This is a genomic window from Rheinheimera sp. (assembly GCF_030690345.1).
In the GTDB taxonomy this organism is placed as follows: Bacteria; Pseudomonadota; Gammaproteobacteria; order Enterobacterales; family Alteromonadaceae; genus Alishewanella.
In genome coordinates, this window is the sequence record NZ_JAUYGV010000001.1 from 420,127 (window position 1) to 440,309 (window position 20,183).

The following is a 20,183-nucleotide window of genomic DNA, read 5'->3' on the forward strand; positions in this document are numbered from 1 at the left end:
AATCTGCGCCGGAGCAAGAGTCTATTCTGTCGGCAGAATGTAAATCAAGTATTTTTATGTTGTATAAATTTATGTAGCAGCAACTTGTTTATATTTTAACCCTGAGTGCTGTGTAAGACCCACAGCGCAAACAATGACGCGCTGGCGAACATCAATAAACTGTAGACACCGGGTGCTATCGACATGGCGGAGTTTTGCAAAATACCGGTAGTAATAAGTAGCGCCAGGGTGCCGTTTTGCAGCCTACTTCCAGGCAAATAGTGCGGGGAAGTTTCGTTGAGGTCAAGGCCACGCAGTGGCCGTTTGTGACTGCGTTTGTTAGACGAACAATTACAGCCCATGGTGGAGTCTTATATGTTTAATTTTGCCAGTTTCGTTGAATTCTAAAGACATGATATTAATGGCAGTGTACTCAATAGGTTTATCCATGTGACCTGGTTGCCCTTTGGCGTGCTCTTTGAATTTTACAAAGGTAACGTTGCGGCCGGTCATCATTTCCAGAATATCTATATTGCTGAAAAACATCCTGTCTTCTAATTTCGCCAACATGCCCTCTCGCAACTCCTCTTTGCTGGAAAATATCACATTAAACTTTACGTGTTCATCCAGAAACTCGTCAGCCAAAAACGAGAGGAAATGCTCAACGTCTGCTGCCGTAGAATCTGGTTGCTGGCGAGCATTTTTTGCAGCGATAAATTGTTGCGTTAAGTCCTTTAGCTGTTCTTCAGAGAGTACGGTGTTCGCGTTTGAAAAAACTGAAAAGAGAGAAAGCAAAAGAAATGAAATTACCTTTTTCACAATAGTTCCTTGTTCGTCTAACGCACGCCTAAACGGCGAGCAACTTGTTGCGAGTCCAGCGGCCGCAGGCCGCGATGTTTAAGGCGCTTGTTAACTCTATTATTCAAAGATGAGTCCTAGCAAAGTGTTGATAACGATTATCACAACACCCAGTCTTATTCGGTTGATACAGTTACCATAAAGTTTTTTTGCATAAACGCTTTTTAAGTTTATTGGAAACTCGTTATGAGGCAGAAGAGAGTTTTGCACCAAATAGTACAGGCTCATTGTACTGCCCTCATAACCAATTTCATTTTTCAGTTCTTCTGCTTTGGATACAGCGCTTATCCCTAACATCAGGACCGCAGCAAAGCTAATAAAAAATATGTAGTTCAATCGCACCCCGAGGAGCTAACGCAAAGCACACGGGCGGAAAAACGCGTTAACGTTTGACGTCCCAGCAGCCGCAGGCTGCGAGTGATGCGCCTCGTTATGTTGCATTTGACATCAAGTGCTTACGCACTGCCTCACTAAACAAGCCCTTGAGAACAAGGGCTACAATACAAGAAAAAAACGCGAGTCCACCAAAGGCTCCTAACGAATTAAATTCCTTGTATGCTTCGAATGATGTAAATGCCATAGATAGAAACAATCCTACCCAAGCGAAGCCAACTAACTTTGTCATCATTACTGAGCACTTTTTAAATCCGATAGATGAAACAACCAGAACAACGCTTAGGAAAACTTGAGACCAAAATGCAATTGGAGACGCTAGCCCAAAACCATTTGCTTGACTAGCAATAAAGTGGCCGGTAGCACCTAAAACCCCGAATACGCCCCAGATTAGGCTTGCCCAAAAAATGAAGTTCACCAATCAAATTACCCTCTAATTAAACCTTTGCAACATAACGCATTACTAATGAGCTGCCACAGTGCACCGTAGGCAGTCCCGTGGAGGCCACGCTGTTTGTGGCCGGAACGAAACTAAGGAACTTGTTATGTTTACTCAACTTTCCAGCGAAAAGTATAAAATGAAGCACCAAGTGTAACGATTACAATAAAACTACCCACCAAATAACTTTGGATGTTATTACTAAAACTAAAATTCTCATCAAGAAAGGTAAAACATATTTCAGCTGCTGTTGCGCCAATAACTGCACCAAACATTGTAAAAATATAAATCTTACGAGCAGTAAACTTTGATTTAGTTAACTTCAAATACAGGATACCAACCAAAGCTATTAAAGCAAAAATAGCAAGAAACTGTGTCAGCAAAATTAATTTATTCACTTCACTTCCCTGTAAACATAACGCCCAAATTTAGCGCGGAAAGCCGCGCAGCGGGTTGACGTCGCAGCCAGCGCTTTTTGCTGGCGATAATATTTGTTTGTTAGGCATTTTCAGGCCATGAGAAATCTACAAACCTATCCAAATCACGAGCGTAAGCTTTGGGAAGCTTGCCGTAGTCACGGGTATAAACTTTAGCTAGCCCTAAAATACTATACCCACCATAAGTTTTTCCTGAGCGATCTACTAGCATCCAATCTTCAATAGAATCTAAATCAATGCTCAGTCTCTCGTAAACCTCCTCAGTTGCTTCTCCTACCGGGTTTGATTCAAGTGATGTGATTACTCTCCCATCTTTGATTGAGTGCGCCACTCCCCAAACATGCTCAGTCTCATCACCAAATTGATAAGGAAACTTCACATATGCCTCTTTTTTCCCTTCCTCTAACCCTACTAAGAAGCGATTCAATTCAGAACGAGATCGAACTACAAGCTCCTGAATTATCGGGTCATTAACATCGACTGGTATTACTTCAGGGCTCGGTTTAACCTTCCAGAAGTGCAAAAGCAGTATAGGGGTAACTATCCATCCTAAGGCCATTGATATCCAACCAGCCAAATCATTCCCTACATCCAGCCACCTATTAAAAATAACTAAATATGGCACTAATGAAGCAAAAGAGATTAATACTATAGAGATTATCCGTATCATATTTTCACTTGATGCCTAACGCTCGCAGCACAGGCCGAAACCCGCGCAGCGGTTGAGGTCCAGGCCACGCAGTGGCCGTTTGTGGCTGCCCTTGTTAGCTGCCTTATTGTTTTTGGTTAACAAAATATTTTTGATAAAGGCCATAACCGCCTTGCCAATATGACAACATCGTCATTAAAACGAAAGAGACTATCAAAATAGGGAACATTATTGGTCTATTCTCTATCGTTATTACTTCCCCCCTAACAGAAACAAAAAAGCTTCCCTCACGAATGGCAAACACCATAAATACGCTCATTACGATTGCCCCAATCAATTTCCACCAGAGCATAAATGTAACTTCGTTTTTTTTGATTAAAAACATTTTTTTCCTGGTTTACAGTCAGTGGGTAACTCGGACAGCTAACGCCCGCCACAAACGCGAGCAACTTGTTGCGAGTCGAGCGCCCAAAGGGCGCGTTTTTGATGGCGATTGTTAGCTATGATTTCTTGCAAAATACTTTTCCAGACGCTGTAGGCCATTGACTAGTACTTGAATAAGGATCTGGATTGACATTGGTATCAAAAGAGTTAGTAACCTCTGCCTTATATTCTGAATGCCCACACAGTTCCTTAGCCCGGCGATGCCAATAATCTAAAGCGACTGACGGATTTGTATTGGCATTAACTTTTGATGTAATGAAATACACACCTTCAGCGATTTCTTTGTCTTCATAGCCACCTGTACTACTGAAAAAACCTGCTTTCTGATAAGGAGTCGTAACACACGCAGTCAATAATAATGTTGATGACAGTACTACATATTTAATTGTTTTCACTAAACTACCCTTTCTAGCTAACGCTTTGCTAATTGGCTGCCGCAGCGCAGCGTAGGCAGTCCCGTGGAGGCCGCGCTGTTTGTGGCCGGAACGAAATTTAGCAACTTGTTATGTTGAAACATGCTCGATAAGACCCTTAAGCCCAATATACAAAGTAAAGCAAACAAAAATAAGCCCAAGAAAGCGTATCGCTTTTGGTGCGTCTTTTTTAATTGTCAGCTGGCTTGCGATACCGAAGTCATCATCGATACACCATAAAAATACATTGTCTAAGCTCCACAAAACTAAAAATATATATGCGCTTAGAAGTCCGTAAAACTCAACATTACCTAATAAAAGAACTAGCGTAATAAGCATTGCCGCTATAGATGCACCAAAACTAATGGTCTTAATACGAGCGATCAATATGCTGCTCCAACATAACGCCCGCAACACCGGGCAATTTGGAGCGCAGCGGAAAATTGATCCGCGTGCTTGCGCTTGTTAGGGATGGGTTTAATAAGACCACTCACGTTGCTCTGCCTTGTATTTTTCCGCATGCTGAGGTCGATACCATAGCGCCAAGGATGTGAAAATGACTGAATCGATGTAGCGAGCACGTGCATCACGAGGAATTCCCTTCTCTTTTGCATCCGGCATTCGATCGTAGAAGTTATTGCATAAAGCAGTAATCGCATCATCTACGAAGCTTAAACCGTGAACATGATGTGCGAACTCGTTACGCACCTTGCGAATTAGTTGTAACTCTTTATGTTCTAAATCAGTGATCAGCCCTAGGCAATAGCTGGCTTTAATTCTGGCGCTGAAAGTGCCAAGTGGTGCAGTTCCTCCTTCAAGAAGCTCTTTAGATTGCTTTTTCTTTAGAAGGTGGCTCTTTAGGAGCTCAAGGAGCTGTTCATCAAGTAAAGCTGCACCGACTAATGCAGCGCCGCGATCCGTCTCCGCCTGAAACTCTTTAAGGAACTTGCTGAAATACTCTAAGTCTTCCGGTTTCATTTCAGATCCCTAACGCCCGCCACAAACGCGAGCAACTTGTTGCGAGTCGAGCGCCCAACGGGCGCGTTTTTGATGGCGATTGTTATAGGGCGAGCGCATCAATTTCAGCAGCTACATTTAGCTGTACTTGCTTTAGTTTGAAACTGATTTCACGAGCCAAAATATAGTCACGATCATATTTGAAGATAACCTCGAATACTTCAGTCAATATTCCTACGCACTCATCAGGACTAAGGAAATCTGCAGCTTTTCTGTAACTAGCAAAGTCTGCGCTCTTATTATGAACCCAGTGCGTTCTGGTTTTATCAAGTAAAGTTATCTTATTCACCAAGTCATCAATTTTATCGGAACTGATTTTTAACAGGTCATAGCAAATAAACTTAAACCTTTCTGGTGGAGTACGCTTCTTGTCAGCCTGAGTTTTCGATGCATTATTTTGTATGTAATCATAATAAAATGCTTCAAGTGACATAGCTGTAAAAGTTTGAGCAACAATCCAACGACTAAAATAACTTGGACATTCTGCCTCTATTTGCTCTCTGGACAGCTGATTTAAATGGTCAGCATCAAATTTCTTATATAAAAATTTAAAATCATTCAACTTATCAAGATTTTGCAAGATAACAATTCTGACTAACTCTCCAATCGCAGAAGCTCTTTCTTGCCGAATAACACCGCCATTCTCTACTAACATGTTCAATCCCTATAACGCCCGGCTCACCGAGCAAATTTTTGATGGCGGCTTTTTTGCCACGCAAAAAAGGTGACAGCGGAAATTTGTCCGATGAAGCCGTTTGTTAGTACTTTATTAGTCATCGCTCACGTCGTAGCAAGAAAAGGAAAAATCAATTTCCAATTTTGCCAATGCTGCTAATTCTTCTTTAGAAAGCACTAGGTTACATTGATTTTTATAAAAATAGCCAATATAGATATTAGGCTCATCTGCGCCTATTTCTTTAAGTTGATCAATTTTTCCATCTAACGCTTTCACCAACCACATTATTCTATCGAACATATCAATATGCTTAGGAGGAACGAGAAGGCCAGACCCATATGGGATTGCTTTGCCTTTATATCGGCCTTTGCTCGCAATATCCCCCACTTCCATTTTATCCTGAAGCTCCAAACCAGTGATTTTCTCAGCTTGATTTGGCGAAAATCTTTCACCATGGAGCAAAATACTTGCAGAAATATCTTCAATCATATTTGAGTACTAACGCTTTGCTAATTGGCTGCCGCAGCGTAGCGTAGGCAGTCCAGTGGAGGCCACGCTGTTTGTGGCCGGAACGAAATTCAGCAACTTGTTATATTAACCCTTTACTATTTAAAATAACAACTTGCTCAAACTTGCTAAACATTTTTACTATTACCTGTTCATCTGGGAAATCTGAGCATCCTAAATTATGGGTCACTGTTAATTTTGACTCTTGAACCTGAACACCAATAGAAACAGATGGGTGGTCTGTTTTATATAAACCACATTTAAATGTTGCATCTGCAGAATGAGAGTTGCCAAAATACCCAGTTCGCGACAGTTTGAGAAAGTTATTATTATCCACTAAGTTTACCAAACTTTGAAAAGTGCCTTTTTCTAGCGTGCCTCGATAGGCACCCATTTTTTTAACGTGAGCTCTACCAATAAACACAAAGTTATCGTCGGGAAATATATAAAAGTCATAAACGGGGCAAGTGCCATAACAAGCACCACGACTGAAAGATAAAGCCTGCGCTTCAGTCGGAGCATCGGCTACCATTCTTTCAATTCTAGGTTCCCATTGTTCGGTATCCGAGCACCCAAAAATAGAGAATATTAAAGCTAACTGAAGTATTTTTTTAAACACAAAACCTCGATGATGATTGGTTAATATAACGCCCGCCACAAACGCGAGCAACTTGTTGCGAGTCGAGCGCCCACAGGGCGCGTTTTTGATGGCGATTGTTAGGTGCTTTTTTTATCATCTTCTTTATTGCTTTTTATCCAAGACTTAGGCATGAAAACAATGGCGAGGAACAATAAAACGCCCCCCATTTTTCCAAAAATTTCTACAGCTAACAGCATCGCAAAAATTAACCCAGTAATCATTGCGCAATATACAATCAGAATCCGCACTGCTGTATGTTCAAAAATCCCTTTCCAAAAACCGTGTTTAGCTATCGATGCAGAAAGGGAAAGAAAAAAAAGTACAAGCAAAGCTAAGCCGATTAGTCCCCCGGTAAATTCACAGATAGCACTTTGACAAGTGCCACCACGAGTTTGTGCATTCACAGTTATTGGTATGAGCGCCCCAAAAATTAGAGGTAAACATCGGTTTGATTTCATTGCACTACCTAACGCAAAGCTTTGGGGCGGCTGAAGCGCAGCGTAAGCCGTCCCAGCCACGACAGTGGCGACAACAGCGTATTGTTATGTGCGAACATATTAACCACCAAAGTAAAAACTAACATCTGACTGAAGTTGCGCCAATTTTTCCTCAGTCTCATGAAATGATTGCTTTGTTGCTTGATCTACGCTGTTTAACACAGGCGAAAGAAGCTTCAAATGCTCTTGTAACTTTTGAAGCTCATTTTTTATAAACACATCTGTAGTGATACCAGATTTATAAGCACTCAAAATATCTTTATATTGCTCAATATCTCGTTGAATAGCGGTTAGCTGATCCCGAGTTGTTACTGTAACTGCTGTTTGTAATGCGTCGTTAATTTTGGCGCTTGCGGCATTGTACTCTTCTGTCGATTCTGTCATAAAAAACTGCGAAGAAAATAGCCCAATCACAAAGCCGAAAGCAACTAATCCAAGTACCTTGAGTAGCTTCACCTAATCTCTCCTAGCACATAACGCCCAAATTTAGCGCGACGACCGCGCACGCGGTTGGCGTCGCAGCCAGCGCCGTTTGCTGGCGATAATATTTGATTGTTAGGCAAAATTGTCACCAGACCGCTGTGGGATGAGCTGACCACGCGTCAGTAGATCTTGCATCCGAATATTAAGTTCATGCATTGACGTTGCGAATTCTTGAACTGCACCGAGCTTAAGCATCGGTTGGCCCGATTGGTGAGTCAAGATAATACCGGCATCAGTATCGGTAAGTCGACCACCTAGCGCTAAGTTAATACTTAATGGGTTGTGCAGGATTTTGTTTCTTAATGGCGCAGCAGCTTTAGCCTCGCAGAGCAATGCATCCCACTCATCCGCGAGTGTCATCTTTCCTTGCGCCCTAAAATGTGCGCAAACCACTGCACGGGCTAGGTCCGTCCGCTTTTGAAATGGCAATTTCATCAATCGAACCTTGTCTTCACCATCGCATAACAGTTCGATAAGCGCGTAGCTCAAGCCCTCTAGCTGCGCGAAGTAGCAAGCAATCCAACCATATGCATCAAACCAGTAACCACTGTAATCGTCGCTAGAAACCTTCCAGTAAGTTTGTATAGGAGTCTCAGGATTATGCGCCATGGTCTCTACTCTTCCTAACGCTCAAAGCAGCTGCGCGGTACGCGTCGGCTGGCTTTGCTTGTTATATGCCGCATTTATCGACCTTAACACCGCAATGCATGCAGTGGACTTTGTCGGTAAACCATAAAAATGCCACTTCTAACCCACTGTCATGAGTATCTGGCTTTATTTTTTTGAATCCTCTAACCATCAATGATTTGCCGCAATTAGGGCATTTAACAAAGAAGGCTAAAAAATGGTGAGCGATTGAAAGCAGCACGCCAACCATCATGCTAAAAAACATTAAAAAATCGTATGAACTATCGCCAGTAATGGATTTGTATATTAGCCAAGGAATCCACGTGAATATTCCGATTGCACCGACTATAGCAAACCATGCGCTTAGTTTTCCCAACGAAACTTTCATTTTACTCCTGCGCTGACAAAGGCATATAACGCACGCCTAAACGGCGAGCAACTTGTTGCGAGTCCAGCGGCCGCAGGCCGCGATGTTTAAGGCGCTTGTTATACACCATTCTGTTTCCAAGGTAGCTGTAAATAAATCCCCGCCAGGACAACAAACATAATGGCTGACATTCTCTGTAAAAAGGAAAAATCTAGTTCAGACCCATCAATAAACCAAGCCAAGAAATAGTATGCAACCACAAACACTGTGGTGGCAAAAGCAAATAGCACAGAACAAAGAAATTTGTTCAAGGATGACAACTTTAGCCCTGTATATGTCGCTGTCGCGAGAACAACAAGTGGCATGGAAGCTAGCAAATAAACCAATATCATCAAGTTTGAGTAGTCACCCTCCTTGATCGAATCGACAATGATAAATAACGCAATCGCAGGAATAACTAGACTTAAGAATTTCAAAGTAGCTTTCAGATTTTGTTGAAATGTAGTCTTAAATTTCAATTTTACTTCCATGGTGTATAACGACGCCAGCACGCGCGGCTTTGTAGTGAAGGCAAAGCCGCAACGGAAAAGACGTCGCCGTGCCTGGCCTTGTTAAATTTTGTTTGCCCAAAATTCATAATACTTAGTGAGCGCTTTAGGTACGGAAACATATGGGTTAGCATTATGCCCAGCCCCTTCGCTATAACTGTATGCCCATTGTAAATTGGCGGGAGCATTGGTTTCCAAAGCACTAAGTAGCCCTTTGAAAGAACCAGTAATAATTTCGTTTTCTTCTGCACCCAAGCTAAGGTATAAGAAAATAGGTTTACCATCGGTAGCGGGCAAGTTTTTTGCAAACTCTTTTACAACCACCGAATCGTCGTACCAAGCTGCTGGGCTAAAAGCAAAATACCCGCTAAAAAGATTCGGCTTAGTAACAATTGTATAGAGTACCAAACTCCCACCTGCCGAAAAGCCACTTAGCAACCTGTTGTCGTTGATAGAGTAATTCTTCTCAAGATATGGGATCAATTCAGTTTCGATAAATGCTAAAAATTTATCAGCTTTACCAAAAATGTCCGGATGATTATCATTTTCAGGGCGAGCTTCAATACTTACATCACGTCGAGCGTAAGGAGGAACTAAATCCCTGTTTCTCGAGTCAACCCAAAATAAGTTAGGTATAGCAACGATTATAGAATCTTCTGTAATGTCCTGTGAGCTTAGCTCAGCCAATGTTTCATCCCAGCGTTTCAGATTAAAATTGCCGTCAGTTTTAATAATTAGCGGGTATTTTTTACTTCGCTCGTAACCACTAGGTAGCCGGACAAAGATTTTCCTGTTTTCGCCTAATACCGAAGAGTAAATCGTTTCATCAATAAAATCAGAAGTGTAATCCTCTTTGTATTGCTGTGCCTTAAAAAATGCAGCAGCCCCCGCGGCTAGCAAAATTCCAATTAATACAACATTTTTAATAACTCTGAAATTCATAAATTCTTCCTTGAAAAATTTAACGCCGCATTCAGCGGCTTGTCCGCTGCAATGCCTTGTTATAAGGCGATTGGAAAGAAATTATGGTATCAACGACATATTTATCAAGAGCATTCCATTGTTCGATGCCTACTTTTTTGGAGAAAACATAATCTATTTCGATATTGTCATTTAGCCGACGATATGCACGAAAGCCTACTGACCAGTCTCCAGGATCATCTATAACGATGGGCGAGCCGTTGACATCTTTTTTATGGAAGTACGTACCTATAGTTGTCTTTTTTGCCCCGTAATCATATTCATATTTATCAAATTCACCAAGCTCACCAACAAAACAAGGACTATTCTTTTTCTCGATTGGGACACATTGGGATTCTTTTATCAGATATACGGATCTCATTCGTTTTTCACTATCCACAGCCTTCACAAGAACTCTCAAATGGTTTGAATTAGTTGGCCCAATTTTTTCAAAAGGCAATCCCTCTGATGACGGCTTTACGTAAAAGGTGAAATATGAATCTCCTTTTCGATATGTAGCGTTAAACTCTTTCGGTATGCGAAATTTAAATGAATTACTATTTTCTGAAATTGGAACAACCCACGATAAATCTACATCAACGTAATCTGAAGGCTTTTCCTTGCTACTGTCGATGATGATTTTGTATGAAAACAGGCTAAACAAGGCCGCCGCTAATAAAAATAGTAATTTCTTAGTCATTACACTTAACTCTAACTAGCCTTATAACGCCCAAATTTAGCGCGGAAAGCCGCGCAGCGGGTTGACGTCGCAGCCGGCGCTTTTTGCTGGCGATAAAATTTGCTTGTTATGTTGCTTATCCAAACTGTAATTAAAAAGAATCATAAGTTTCCATGAAAATTTTTTCTGAGCTCTCTTTGTCGTTAGTTAACAAGCCCTCTCTCAGTCCAATGTGCAATGGTTCACCGCTCAATGAAAACTCTACGTAGACAAACTCCATGTAATATTTCACGCCTTGCAAAGGACCTAATAATTGACTTTCCTCTATAGGTTTCAATGACTTTTCATGAAGAAACACGACTTCTAATGATGGCCCCTGACTTTTGCTGTAATTTGCGGTTGTCTGAGTCCACTTTATTTCAACACCATTCAAATCAGGCCTGTTTAATTGGATGTAGCCTCTGGATTGCTGTTCAATTTGAGCCAAATTAAGACTTGCCAGCTTTCCCCACTCAACATTACTTTTTGACGATTCTGCTATTGCTAGAGTGCTGCAGCTAAGGAAGATAAGTACTGAAAGTATTCGCAGCATAGTCCCAAACTCCCGGTTAATTTAGAACGACATAACGCCCGCCACAAACGCGAGCAACTTGTTGCGAGTCGAGCGCCCAAAGGGCGCGTTTTTGATGGCGATTGTTATATTTGCTTTGCACCACTTAGGTACTCAGTAATTAACTTTTTATTGTGCTCATTTAAACGGGGCATAGAGCATTCAGATAGCCTTTGCTCCGCTGTTTTTCCAGTGGTATCTTTCAAGTCAGGCTTAGCTCCGTTAACAATAAGCAATTTTACTATATTTGGGTAACCTGCAGTGACTGCTCTGATTAGAGGTGTTGTATCAGAATAACTAGAGTTCAAGTCAACACCGGCTTTTATGAAAAGAGAAACCATGTCCTCAGCACCACACTGAATTGCCATAATCAAAGGCATGCCATTTGGATTTGCTCCAGCCGCAAGTAACTCTCGAGCTGATTCGACGTCAGAGTCAGCCGCCTGAATTAATGCATCATCCAATTCCTTTTGATTCAAAATTTAACCTCGATACTGAATGCAAATATAACGCCTTGCGCATGCGCGCGAACTTGTGAGCGTCGCAGGGGCCGTAGGCCCCGAATGCCGCACTTTGTTAGCTGCTGATTGCATGCTTAAATTCACTTAGATAGCTCATTTGTTGGATAAACTTTTCATTAGCAGCAGCCAAGTCCCAATTCGGCTTGTTCACGATGAACTTCTGCCACGACGGCATAAAGGGACTAACTAAGTCTTCACCTCGTTTTGCCCCTATGTATGATAATGCCGCCATTGCAGAGTTTTGATCAAACCACAAGTCAGATTGTTCGAGATAGTACCCTAGGTATTTTTCCAGGTAACAAATAGCCCCTAGAGACGAAAAGGAAGCTAGTGCCAAGCAGTAATTATGGCCTGCATAGCAAACATCACTCCGCAATAGCAATTTACCTATATGATCCTCAAGCTCATTCATGTTACCAAGGGCTGCAAAATATGCACCTACAGACCTTGGTCGCCAGTTAAAATCACCAAGCAATTTTGAAACAAGCGTGGTATCTATTGAGGATTTTACCGCCACGTATTTCTTGCGGAATTCATCAGTATCTTTTCTTCCCCGATAGAAGGGAGACACGTAGGTTGCTATAAAATCGTTATCTAAAGGCTCAGCATTCTCATCGACCTTAAGATCAGAATATGGACTGGCATGCCTCACGGTCGCACCAGCCACATGCAAAGAAATAAGATCTTTAGGTCCATCATTGATTTCTTTGGTCACTCCATACCCCAGCTAACGCCGCCAACAACGGCAGACTTGTGATTGTGAATTTTGTGCAATAATGGCGAAGCCATGCACAAAAGGCGCAAGCGCAAGGCTGTCCAGAGAGCGCAGCGAACGGTGTTGCTTGGCCTTGTTATGTGCTTTCATAAACCACTTCAAATACTGCATCTTCAGGTGAAAAGGTAACCAACCAAGATGTGTCACCATTTTCACTTACACATTCCAATTCATAGCCAATTGTTGGTTCAGTATAAACTTCTACTATTGCAGCTTCATCGCCTACTTTAGGAAGGCTATCTCCAATAATAGAATCTTCTTTACAGAAAACTCTATTCAGCTCTTTAAGCTTAACGACACTGTATTGTTTATATATCATGAGCTCTCAATGCCACATAACGCCCGGCTTTGGGGCGGACTTGTAGCCGCGCAGCGGCGGAAAGGCCGTCCCAGCCCCGGAGGGGCGACAACAGCCGATTGTTAGGCCCGGACTGTAATGCAAAAGTGCAGTACATCAGTAGTGCCTTGATTCTCTTCTTGCCATTGAGCCGCTTCACTGGCAATAGTTGTGCGACATAGTTTTATGGCTTCTTGTACCGAGAGATCTTCAAGGCTAACGGTTCCTTGTGGAGCACTGCCATGACCGACGCGACCTTGAGCGTCCTTTATCCACCCCTCCCAGCCAAGAATCTGAATTTCTCTAGACTCAAAAAAATCGATGGCTTCAAGTGCAGCCAGCAGTGGCAATACGATCTCTCTTTTAGATATGGACAGTTCTCTTAGAGAGGATGGCAGTAACTCGATCTTGCTCATATTCATGGCCTAACGCTCAAAGCAGCTGCGCGGTACGCGTCGGCTGCCTTTGCTTGTTAGCCACCCACACCGAACTTGCGCGGCTTGCCGCACTGGCAAACCTGAACAACGGCAAGCTGCTATTAATTAAAAACTACACCGGTTAACTGCGACACAGCGAGCCAACCGGAGCCTGTAAAACTGTTTAAGCGAAGCCAGGAAGAGCAACGCTACCGCCACCACCGTTTGCAGCAAACCCACAAACTGGGGACATTTGACCATTTGGCGCTGCCGCTAAGAAAACCATACGCGAGCAGTGCCGGAACAAAACTACTGACTAAAACCGTTAAAACCAGAACACCTGCTAACGCTTATTGGGCGGAAAAATCCGTATTTAAACACGGACTTTTCCGTCTTTGTAAATTTAATGCATGCAACATTACTGAGAATTAACTAAATTTACAACGATTTAGTGATTCAAATATTCGCTTCAGATAGAAAAGTACGGATTTTTCCGTCTAACAAGACCTGCTTGACATTTTAAAATTAACTGTATACTTAAACAGTGCTTATTTGGAGTGTCGTCATGCCTGAATCATCGCCTTTTATGCAGTTCATTGCGGAGGAAATGTATACCCGACGCTATGCAAAGCGGACTGTTGAAACTTATTTGCATTGGATTAAGTTTTTTATCTTATTTCACAAAAAACGTCACCCCAGTGATTTGCAAGATGAGCACGTAGAACAGTTTTTAACCCATCTGACGGTTAGCCGAAATGTAGCGGTGCAAACACAGGCGCTTGCACTTAATGCTTTGAGCTTTATGTATAAAGAAATACTTAAAAGGCCATTGGCGTTGAACTTAAACTTTAATCAGGCCGCTAAGCCGCGCAAGTTGCCTGTAGTGCTAACCAAGCCCGAGGTTAAAACGCTCTTAGCCTGTATTGATCCGCAGTATTTACTGCTGGCGCAGCTGCTGTACGGTAGCGGCCTGCGCTTAATGGAAGCGGTTAGGCTTAGGGTTAATGCTGTTGATTTTGACTATTTATCGCTGATGGTGTGGCATGGTAAAGGCGGTAAACATCGCAGGGTAACTTTGGCGCCAGAACTCATTGAGCCGTTGCGCCGGCAAATTGATCTGGTAGACGCGTTTTACCAGCAGGATATGCAGACTGCTGAATTTACCGGCGTGTGGTTGCCGTTTGCTTTGGCGCGCAAATACCCGGCAGCGCCAAAAGATCTGGGTTGGCAGTATTTGTTTCCTTCTGCCCGCTTAAGTATCGACCCACAGTTTAATGTGCTTAGACGGCATCATATTGATGAATCTGGTTTGCAAAAAACAGTACGCATTGCAGGGAAAAAAGCTGCGCTCGCTAAACAGGTAACGTGTCATACCTTACGCCATTCCTTCGCAACGCATTTACTCGAAGCGGGTATGGATATCCGTACGGTGCAGGAGCAGCTTGGCCACTCCGATGTAAAAACCACCCAAATTTATACCCATGTATTAAAACAAGGCGGCAATGCCGTAAAAAGCCCGCTGTCGCAACTGTTGTAAAAAAAGGCGCCGCAGCGCCTTTTTTTCAGAAACAATCGCCGGGAATTCTTACCCAACCTTCCATAAGCACCCGTGCACTGCGGCTCATTATGGCTTTGGTTACTGTCCATTGGCCGTTAACCTGTGTTGCGGCTGCGCCAACGCGCAAGGTGCCGGACGGGTGACCAAAGCGCACTGCTTCGCGCTCCGTCCCACCAGCAGCCAGGTTTACTAAGGTGCCTGGTATTGCTGCTGCGGTGCCAATGGCTACCGCGGCCGTGCCCATCATGGCGTGGTGCAGTTTGCCCATCGACAGCGCCCGCACCAGCAGGTCGATATCTTCGCTGTTTACCTGCTTACCGCTGGATGATACATAGCTTGCAGGCGGTGCGACAAAAGCAATTTTTGGTGTATGTGCCCGTGCAGCAGCTTCACTGACGTCCTGTATCAGGCCCATTTTTACCGCACCGTAGGCGCGGATGGTTTCAAAACGTGCCAGTGCGGCGGCATCGCCGTTTATCGCGTCTTGTAACTCAGTGCCGCTGTAACCGATATCGGTGGCGTTTACAAAAATAGTCGGGATGCCGGCGTTAATTAGCGTAGCTTTAAAAGTACCGATACCCGGCACTTCTAAATCATCGACCAGGTTGCCGGTGGGGAACATAGCACCGCCGCCCTCGCCTTCATCGGCGGCCGGGTCTAAAAACTCAATTTGCACTTCTGCTGCCGGAAAAGTAACACCGTCCAGGTCAAAGTCACCGGTTTCCTGCACTTCGCCGTTGGTTATTGGCACATGTGCAATAATGGTTTTTTTAATATTCGCCTGCCAGATGCGCACAGTGCAGATACCATTTTGCGGGATCCGCTCAGCAGCGACCAAGCCGTTGCTGATAGCAAATGACCCCACAGCTGCAGTTAAGTTGCCGCAGTTACCGCTCCAGTCGATAAACGGCTTGTCTATCGCTACCTGGCCGAACAGATAATCGACGTCATGATCCGCTTTGGCGCTTTTGCTTAAAATCACCGTTTTGCTGGTGCTGGAGGTGGCGCCGCCCATACCATCGGTGTGTTTGCCGTACGGATCCGGGCTGCCGATTACCCGTAGCAGCAGGTTGTCACGCGTTGTGCCGGGCACTTGCGCGGCCTTGGGTAAATCGTCCAGTTTAAAAAATACGCCTTTGCTGGTGCCGCCGCGCATGTAGGTAGCCGGGATTTTTATTTGTGGTGCCGTCATTACACCGCTCCCTGCAAAAAGTCCTGCGCAAAGCGCTGCAGTACACCGCCGGCTTCATAAATCGACAACTCTTCTGCCGTATCCAACCGGCACCTTACCGGCACCTCAAGCTTTTCGCCGTTCGTGCGGTGAATAACCAGCGTTAATGTGCTGCGTGGCGTACGCTCACCTGTTACATCGTAGGTCTCTGTGCCATCCAGCTGCAGCGTTTTGCGATTAGTGCCCGGCATAAACTCCAGCGGCAGTACGCCCATACCCACCAGGTTAGTACGGTGAATACGTTCAAAGCCCTCCGCCGCTATCGCTTCTACCCCGGCAAGCCGTACACCTTTGGCCGCCCAGTCACGTGACGAGCCCTGGCCATAATCGGCGCCGGCAATAATAATTAACGGCTGCTTACGCTGCATATAGGTTTCTATCGCTTCCCACATGCGGGTTACTTTGCCTTCCGGCTCCAGCCGTGCCAGCGAGCCTTGTTTTACCTTGCCATCAACCACGGCCATTTCATTAATCAGCTTGGGGTTGGCAAAGGTAGCGCGCTGCGCGGTTAAGTGATCACCGCGATGGGTTGCGTAAGAGTTAAAATCTTCCTCCGGCAGGCCCATCTTGTGCAGGTATTCGCCGGCGGCGCTGTCGAGCATAATGGCGTTCGACGGTGACAAGTGGTCAGTAGTAATATTATCCGGCAACAGCGCCAGTGGCCGCATACCGGTTAAGCTGCGCTCGCCGGCCAGTGCCCCCTCCCAATAAGGTGGGCGACGAATATAAGTGCTTTGTGGCCGCCAATCGTACAGTGGCGATACTTTGTCACCGTAATCTACCTCAACGGCAAACATCGGCTCGTACACTTTACGGAACTGCTCCGGTTTTACACTGGCAGCAACTACTGCATCAATTTCAGCGTCATTTGGCCAGATATCTTTTAGCGTAATGGCCTTGCCGTCATGATAACCCAGTACATCTTTTTCGATATCAAAGCGGATAGTGCCGGCGATGGCGTAGGCGACAACCAATGCAGGAGAAGCCAAAAACGCTTGCTTGGCGTACGGGTGAATACGGCCGTCAAAGTTACGGTTACCGGATAACACTGCCGTAGCGTATAAGTCGCGCGCTATTACTTCTTGTTGAATAACCGGGTCCAGTGCACCGCTCATGCCGTTACAGGTGGTGCAGGCAAAGCCGACAATACCAAAGCCCAGCTGCTCCAGCTCGCTGAGCAAGTGGCCTTCTTCTAAGTACAGTTGTACGGCTTTAGAGCCCGGTGCCAGTGAGGTTTTAACCCAGGGCTTGCGCGTTAAGCCCAGTTTGTTGGCGTTGCGGGCTAATAAGCCGGCAGCAATAACATTGCGCGGGTTAGAGGTATTGGTACAGCTGGTAATAGCAGCGATAATCACCGCGCCATCGGGCATTTTACCCTCTTCCAATACGTATTTACCGGCAATGCCTTTGGCCGTTAAGTCGCTGGTAGAAAGTCGCGCATGCGGGTTAGACGGCCCTGCCATGGTACGGCCAACGCCGGATAAATCAAACTTCAGCACCCGCTCGTACTCGGCGGTTATTAAGCTGTCGCTCCACAAGCCCGCTTCTTTAGCGTAGGTTTCAACCAGCTTAACCTGTTGTGGTTCGCGGCCGGTCAGGGTTAAGTAATCCAGCGTTTGCTGATCAATAGAAAACATCGCCGCTGTGGCACCGTATTCCGGTGTCATATTGGAGATAGTGGCCCTGTCGCCGAGGCTTAAGCTGCCGGCGCCTGCGCCATAAAACTCTAAATAGGCCGACACCACTTTTTCTTTGCGTAAAAATTCGGTCAGCGCCAGCACTATGTCGGTGGCCATTATGCCGGGTTGGGCTTTGCCGGTTAGCTCTACGCCGATAATATCCGGCAGGCGCATCCAGCTGGCCCGGCCTAACATTACGCTTTCAGCCTCTAAACCGCCTACGCCAATGGCAATAACGCCCAGCGCATCGACATGCGGCGTATGGCTGTCGGTACCCACTAAGGTGTCAGGGAACGCCACGCCGTCTATGGCGTGTACCACCGGCGACATCCGCTCTAGATTAATCTGGTGCATAATGCCGTTGCCAGGCGGTATGACATCAACATTCTTAAAGGCTTTTTTCGTCCAGTTGATAAAGTGAAAACGATCGTCGTTGCGTCTGTCTTCAATAGCACGGTTTTTTGCAAAGGCATCTTTTTCAAAGCCGCCATGCTCTACAGCTAAGGAGTGATCAACGATTAACTGGGTGGGCACTACCGGGTTTACTTTGGCAGGGTCGCCGCCTTTTTCCGCGATAGCATCACGCAGGCCGGCTAAGTCGACCAAAGCGGTTTGGCCTAAAATATCGTGGCACACCACCCGGGCCGGGAACCACGGAAAGTCTAAATCGCGTTTGCGGTAAATCAGCTGCTTTAGCGCATCTGTAAGCATGGCCGGGTCGCAGCGGCGCACTAAGTTTTCGGCATGCACGCGCGAGGTATAAGGCAGTTTGGCATAAGCGCCCGGTTCTATCGCATCGACAGCGGCCCGGGTGTCGAAGTAATCCAGCGCTGTGCCGGGCAATTTTTTACGGTATTGGCTGTTCATAGTGTTTACCTGTTTGTCTTGGTTGTGACCAGACTGTGGTGTAACGCACAAACCGGCTTGACCACACCAACACGCCGTAAACCCATCCCTGGGGGCTCGTTTATGAACTTCTTCCCTGAAGTTCCCCCCTTGGGCCAGCGGAGCTGTTCAAATTCGTTCCTGACGAATTTGTCAGCCCGTCCGGGGCTTCAACGGTTGGTTTAGATCAAGCCGATTTGGCTTTATCACTTGTTGCTGATGCATTCTGCAATGTGAGGTTGGAACCCCGCTAGCGCAGCCACAGAGTGTCTGAGTCCTGCCGTAGGCATAAGGACGACAAATTCGTCTGGAACGAATTTGAACAGCCTTCGGCTGGCCTCTGGCGCAGGACAGGAAAGTCCTGCGTAGTTGCTGTGGCGAGCATGGCGGGTGTTGCAACCGATCAGTTGCAACTTCACTCAACGCTGCGCTATCGGCTTCACGCTGCGCGGCTCTACACCCACGTAATCGGCACTTGGCCGGATAATACGGTTATCCGCGCGCTGCTCCATCACATGTGCTGCCCAACCGGTTAAACGGCTGCAAACAAAAATCGGTGTAAACAGCTTAGTCGGAATACCCATATAGTTGTAGGCCGAGGCATGGAAGAAGTCCGCATTACAAAACAGCTTTTTCTCGCGCCACATTACCGCTTCGCAACGCTCAGACACATCATATAAACGCGTATCGCCGTTGGCTTTGGCCAGCTTTTCTGACCAGGCTTTAATTACCGCATTGCGCGGGTCTGAGTCTGAATATACCGCATGGCCAAAACCCATAATTTTTTCTTTGCGCTCCAGCATGCCCAGCAGCTTTTGCTCGGCATCATCCGGGTTAGCCATTTTCTCAATCAGCTCCATCGCCGCTTCGTTAGCACCGCCGTGCAACGGGCCACGCAGTGAACCGATAGCGCCGGTAACGCAAGAGTGCATATCACTAAGGGTTGAAGCACAAACGCGGGCAGTAAAGGTAGATGCATTGAACTCATGCTCGGCGTATAAAATCAGCGAGGCTTGCATCACTTCAACATGCAGTGCGTTTGGCTTTTTGCCGTGCAAGGTCCACAAAAATTGCTCAGCAACAGAATCAGCGTCGGTTTCTACCTCAACGCGCTTACCATGGTGGCTGTAGTTGTACCAGTAGTTCACCAGGCCGGGGAAAATCGCTAACATCCGGTCGCTGGCGTCTTGTTGCTGTGCAAAGCTGGCTTCTGTTTCCAGGTTACCCAGCATAGAACAACCGGTGCGCATTACATCCATCGGGTGGGCGCTGGCCGGAATACGCTCCAACACATCTTTTAAAGCCTGTGGCAGAGCGCGCAGGCTTTTCAGTTTGGCTTTATAGGCATTCAGCTCTGCGCTTGTCGGCAACTCACCTTTTAAAATTAAGTGCGCCACTTCTTCAAAACTGCAGCTGGCGGCTAAATCTTTTACATCATAACCGCGGTAGGTTAAGCCTGAGCCGGTTTTACCTACAGTTGATAACGCCGTTTTACCTGCCACCTGGCCACGCAGGCCGGCACCGGTTAATTGTTTTGCATTTGCCATTGTCTTGTCCC

Annotated in this window: 27 protein-coding genes; 1 reads left to right on the top strand and 26 read right to left on the bottom strand. The window is 45.5% G+C overall.

Annotated elements, in window-relative coordinates:
- Positions 1 to 330: 330 nt before the first annotated feature.
- From Q8O77_RS01965 to Q8O77_RS02075, 23 genes are all read right to left on the bottom strand, one after another.
- Entirely contained in the window at positions 331 to 798 is a 468-nt protein-coding gene (locus Q8O77_RS01965; RefSeq protein ID WP_305551120.1) for a hypothetical protein, read from the bottom strand.
- Positions 799 to 1,267: 469 nt separating this feature from the next.
- On the bottom strand, positions 1,268 to 1,648 hold the full coding sequence (locus Q8O77_RS01970; protein WP_305551121.1) for a hypothetical protein: 381 nt from the start codon (positions 1,646 to 1,648) through the stop codon (positions 1,268 to 1,270).
- A 131-nt stretch (positions 1,649 to 1,779) separates the two neighbouring features.
- A complete protein-coding gene (locus Q8O77_RS01975) occupies positions 1,780 to 2,067 on the bottom strand; it encodes a hypothetical protein (RefSeq protein WP_305551123.1) in 288 nt (95 codons plus the stop codon).
- A gap of 100 nt (positions 2,068 to 2,167) precedes the next feature.
- On the bottom strand, positions 2,168 to 2,776 hold the full coding sequence (locus tag Q8O77_RS01980; protein ID WP_305551124.1) for a DUF2314 domain-containing protein: 609 nt from the start codon (positions 2,774 to 2,776) through the stop codon (positions 2,168 to 2,170).
- A gap of 103 nt (positions 2,777 to 2,879) precedes the next feature.
- A complete protein-coding gene (locus tag Q8O77_RS01985) occupies positions 2,880 to 3,140 on the bottom strand; it encodes a hypothetical protein (RefSeq protein ID WP_305551125.1) in 261 nt (86 codons plus the stop codon).
- A gap of 115 nt (positions 3,141 to 3,255) precedes the next feature.
- Entirely contained in the window at positions 3,256 to 3,594 is a 339-nt protein-coding gene (locus tag Q8O77_RS01990; RefSeq protein WP_305551126.1) for a hypothetical protein, read from the bottom strand.
- A 108-nt stretch (positions 3,595 to 3,702) separates the two neighbouring features.
- Positions 3,703 to 3,999, bottom strand: coding sequence for a hypothetical protein (locus tag Q8O77_RS01995; RefSeq protein ID WP_305551127.1), 297 nt, complete (start codon positions 3,997 to 3,999; stop codon positions 3,703 to 3,705).
- A 90-nt stretch (positions 4,000 to 4,089) separates the two neighbouring features.
- Positions 4,090 to 4,590, bottom strand: a complete 501-nt coding sequence (locus Q8O77_RS02000) for an MltR family transcriptional regulator (RefSeq protein ID WP_305551129.1) — start codon at positions 4,588 to 4,590, stop codon at positions 4,090 to 4,092.
- 82 nt (positions 4,591 to 4,672) lie between these two features.
- The gene (locus Q8O77_RS02005; RefSeq protein ID WP_305551131.1) at positions 4,673 to 5,284 is read right to left on the bottom strand and encodes a hypothetical protein; all 612 of its coding nucleotides are present in this window, start codon (positions 5,282 to 5,284) and stop codon (positions 4,673 to 4,675) included.
- 114 nt (positions 5,285 to 5,398) lie between these two features.
- On the bottom strand, positions 5,399 to 5,794 hold the full coding sequence (locus Q8O77_RS02010) for a DUF4279 domain-containing protein (protein ID WP_305551133.1): 396 nt from the start codon (positions 5,792 to 5,794) through the stop codon (positions 5,399 to 5,401).
- Between the two features lie 100 nt (positions 5,795 to 5,894).
- The gene (locus Q8O77_RS02015) at positions 5,895 to 6,470 is read right to left on the bottom strand and encodes a DUF6438 domain-containing protein (protein WP_305551135.1); all 576 of its coding nucleotides are present in this window, start codon (positions 6,468 to 6,470) and stop codon (positions 5,895 to 5,897) included.
- A gap of 59 nt (positions 6,471 to 6,529) precedes the next feature.
- Entirely contained in the window at positions 6,530 to 6,910 is a 381-nt protein-coding gene (locus tag Q8O77_RS02020) for a hypothetical protein (RefSeq protein ID WP_305551137.1), read from the bottom strand.
- 99 nt (positions 6,911 to 7,009) lie between these two features.
- Entirely contained in the window at positions 7,010 to 7,405 is a 396-nt protein-coding gene (locus Q8O77_RS02025) for a hypothetical protein (protein WP_305551139.1), read from the bottom strand.
- Between the two features lie 99 nt (positions 7,406 to 7,504).
- Positions 7,505 to 8,041, bottom strand: a complete 537-nt coding sequence (locus Q8O77_RS02030; RefSeq protein WP_305551141.1) for a hypothetical protein — start codon at positions 8,039 to 8,041, stop codon at positions 7,505 to 7,507.
- 61 nt (positions 8,042 to 8,102) lie between these two features.
- Positions 8,103 to 8,447, bottom strand: a complete 345-nt coding sequence (locus Q8O77_RS02035) for a hypothetical protein (protein ID WP_305551143.1) — start codon at positions 8,445 to 8,447, stop codon at positions 8,103 to 8,105.
- Positions 8,448 to 8,545: 98 nt separating this feature from the next.
- Complete coding sequence (locus Q8O77_RS02040; protein ID WP_305551145.1) at positions 8,546 to 8,944, bottom strand: hypothetical protein; 399 nt, start codon at positions 8,942 to 8,944, stop codon at positions 8,546 to 8,548.
- Positions 8,945 to 9,037: 93 nt separating this feature from the next.
- Positions 9,038 to 9,916, bottom strand: coding sequence for an alpha/beta hydrolase (locus tag Q8O77_RS02045; protein ID WP_305551147.1), 879 nt, complete (start codon positions 9,914 to 9,916; stop codon positions 9,038 to 9,040).
- 31 nt (positions 9,917 to 9,947) lie between these two features.
- Entirely contained in the window at positions 9,948 to 10,634 is a 687-nt protein-coding gene (locus tag Q8O77_RS02050; RefSeq protein ID WP_305551149.1) for a hypothetical protein, read from the bottom strand.
- A 130-nt stretch (positions 10,635 to 10,764) separates the two neighbouring features.
- Entirely contained in the window at positions 10,765 to 11,205 is a 441-nt protein-coding gene (locus tag Q8O77_RS02055) for a hypothetical protein (protein ID WP_305551151.1), read from the bottom strand.
- A 104-nt stretch (positions 11,206 to 11,309) separates the two neighbouring features.
- Positions 11,310 to 11,702, bottom strand: coding sequence for an ankyrin repeat domain-containing protein (locus Q8O77_RS02060; protein ID WP_305551153.1), 393 nt, complete (start codon positions 11,700 to 11,702; stop codon positions 11,310 to 11,312).
- 97 nt (positions 11,703 to 11,799) lie between these two features.
- A complete protein-coding gene (locus Q8O77_RS02065; RefSeq protein WP_305551155.1) occupies positions 11,800 to 12,459 on the bottom strand; it encodes a DUF6000 family protein in 660 nt (219 codons plus the stop codon).
- A gap of 136 nt (positions 12,460 to 12,595) precedes the next feature.
- Positions 12,596 to 12,838, bottom strand: coding sequence for a hypothetical protein (locus tag Q8O77_RS02070; protein ID WP_305551157.1), 243 nt, complete (start codon positions 12,836 to 12,838; stop codon positions 12,596 to 12,598).
- A 101-nt stretch (positions 12,839 to 12,939) separates the two neighbouring features.
- Positions 12,940 to 13,272, bottom strand: coding sequence for a hypothetical protein (locus tag Q8O77_RS02075; RefSeq protein WP_305551158.1), 333 nt, complete (start codon positions 13,270 to 13,272; stop codon positions 12,940 to 12,942).
- A 565-nt stretch (positions 13,273 to 13,837) separates the two neighbouring features.
- Between Q8O77_RS02075 and Q8O77_RS02080 the strand changes: the two genes are divergently transcribed.
- Positions 13,838 to 14,809 (top strand): integron integrase, encoded by a 972-nt coding sequence (locus Q8O77_RS02080; RefSeq protein WP_305551160.1) that lies wholly within the window; start codon positions 13,838 to 13,840, stop codon positions 14,807 to 14,809.
- Positions 14,810 to 14,834: 25 nt separating this feature from the next.
- On the opposite strand, the gene prpF is transcribed toward Q8O77_RS02080, so the two are convergent.
- The 3 genes from prpF to prpC form a co-directional block, all read right to left on the bottom strand.
- Positions 14,835 to 16,022, bottom strand: coding sequence for a 2-methylaconitate cis-trans isomerase PrpF (gene prpF, locus Q8O77_RS02085; protein WP_305551162.1), 1,188 nt, complete (start codon positions 16,020 to 16,022; stop codon positions 14,835 to 14,837).
- Positions 16,022 to 18,607 carry a Fe/S-dependent 2-methylisocitrate dehydratase AcnD gene (acnD, locus tag Q8O77_RS02090; protein WP_305551164.1) on the bottom strand — a complete coding sequence of 862 codons (2,586 nt, stop codon included), beginning with the start codon at positions 18,605 to 18,607 and terminating at the stop codon, positions 16,022 to 16,024. The genes prpF and acnD overlap by 1 nt, the downstream gene beginning before the upstream one ends.
- A gap of 437 nt (positions 18,608 to 19,044) precedes the next feature.
- Positions 19,045 to 20,172: a 2-methylcitrate synthase gene (gene prpC / locus Q8O77_RS02095; RefSeq protein WP_305551166.1), complete on the bottom strand. Its 1,128-nt coding sequence runs from the start codon at positions 20,170 to 20,172 to the stop codon at positions 19,045 to 19,047.
- Between the last annotated feature and the right edge of the window lie 11 nt (positions 20,173 to 20,183).

Coding starts and splice junctions, on each gene's coding strand:
- acnD (WP_305551164.1), bottom strand. CDS start 18,607: ATGAACAGCCAATACCGTAAAAAATTGCCCGGCACAGCGCTGGATTAC.
- Q8O77_RS02045 (WP_305551147.1), bottom strand. CDS start 9,916: ATGAATTTCAGAGTTATTAAAAATGTTGTATTAATTGGAATTTTGCTA.
- Q8O77_RS02005 (WP_305551131.1), bottom strand. CDS start 5,284: ATGTTAGTAGAGAATGGCGGTGTTATTCGGCAAGAAAGAGCTTCTGCG.
- Q8O77_RS01980 (WP_305551124.1), bottom strand. CDS start 2,776: ATGATACGGATAATCTCTATAGTATTAATCTCTTTTGCTTCATTAGTG.
- Q8O77_RS02080 (WP_305551160.1), top strand. CDS start 13,838: ATGCCTGAATCATCGCCTTTTATGCAGTTCATTGCGGAGGAAATGTAT.
- Q8O77_RS02030 (WP_305551141.1), bottom strand. CDS start 8,041: ATGGCGCATAATCCTGAGACTCCTATACAAACTTACTGGAAGGTTTCT.
- Q8O77_RS02075 (WP_305551158.1), bottom strand. CDS start 13,272: ATGAGCAAGATCGAGTTACTGCCATCCTCTCTAAGAGAACTGTCCATA.
- Q8O77_RS01985 (WP_305551125.1), bottom strand. CDS start 3,140: ATGTTTTTAATCAAAAAAAACGAAGTTACATTTATGCTCTGGTGGAAA.
- Q8O77_RS02070 (WP_305551157.1), bottom strand. CDS start 12,838: ATGATATATAAACAATACAGTGTCGTTAAGCTTAAAGAGCTGAATAGA.
- prpC (WP_305551166.1), bottom strand. CDS start 20,172: ATGGCAAATGCAAAACAATTAACCGGTGCCGGCCTGCGTGGCCAGGTG.
- Q8O77_RS02020 (WP_305551137.1), bottom strand. CDS start 6,910: ATGAAATCAAACCGATGTTTACCTCTAATTTTTGGGGCGCTCATACCA.
- Q8O77_RS02000 (WP_305551129.1), bottom strand. CDS start 4,590: ATGAAACCGGAAGACTTAGAGTATTTCAGCAAGTTCCTTAAAGAGTTT.
- Q8O77_RS02035 (WP_305551143.1), bottom strand. CDS start 8,447: ATGAAAGTTTCGTTGGGAAAACTAAGCGCATGGTTTGCTATAGTCGGT.
- Q8O77_RS02050 (WP_305551149.1), bottom strand. CDS start 10,634: ATGACTAAGAAATTACTATTTTTATTAGCGGCGGCCTTGTTTAGCCTG.
- prpF (WP_305551162.1), bottom strand. CDS start 16,022: ATGACGGCACCACAAATAAAAATCCCGGCTACCTACATGCGCGGCGGC.
- Q8O77_RS02055 (WP_305551151.1), bottom strand. CDS start 11,205: ATGCTGCGAATACTTTCAGTACTTATCTTCCTTAGCTGCAGCACTCTA.
- Q8O77_RS02010 (WP_305551133.1), bottom strand. CDS start 5,794: ATGATTGAAGATATTTCTGCAAGTATTTTGCTCCATGGTGAAAGATTT.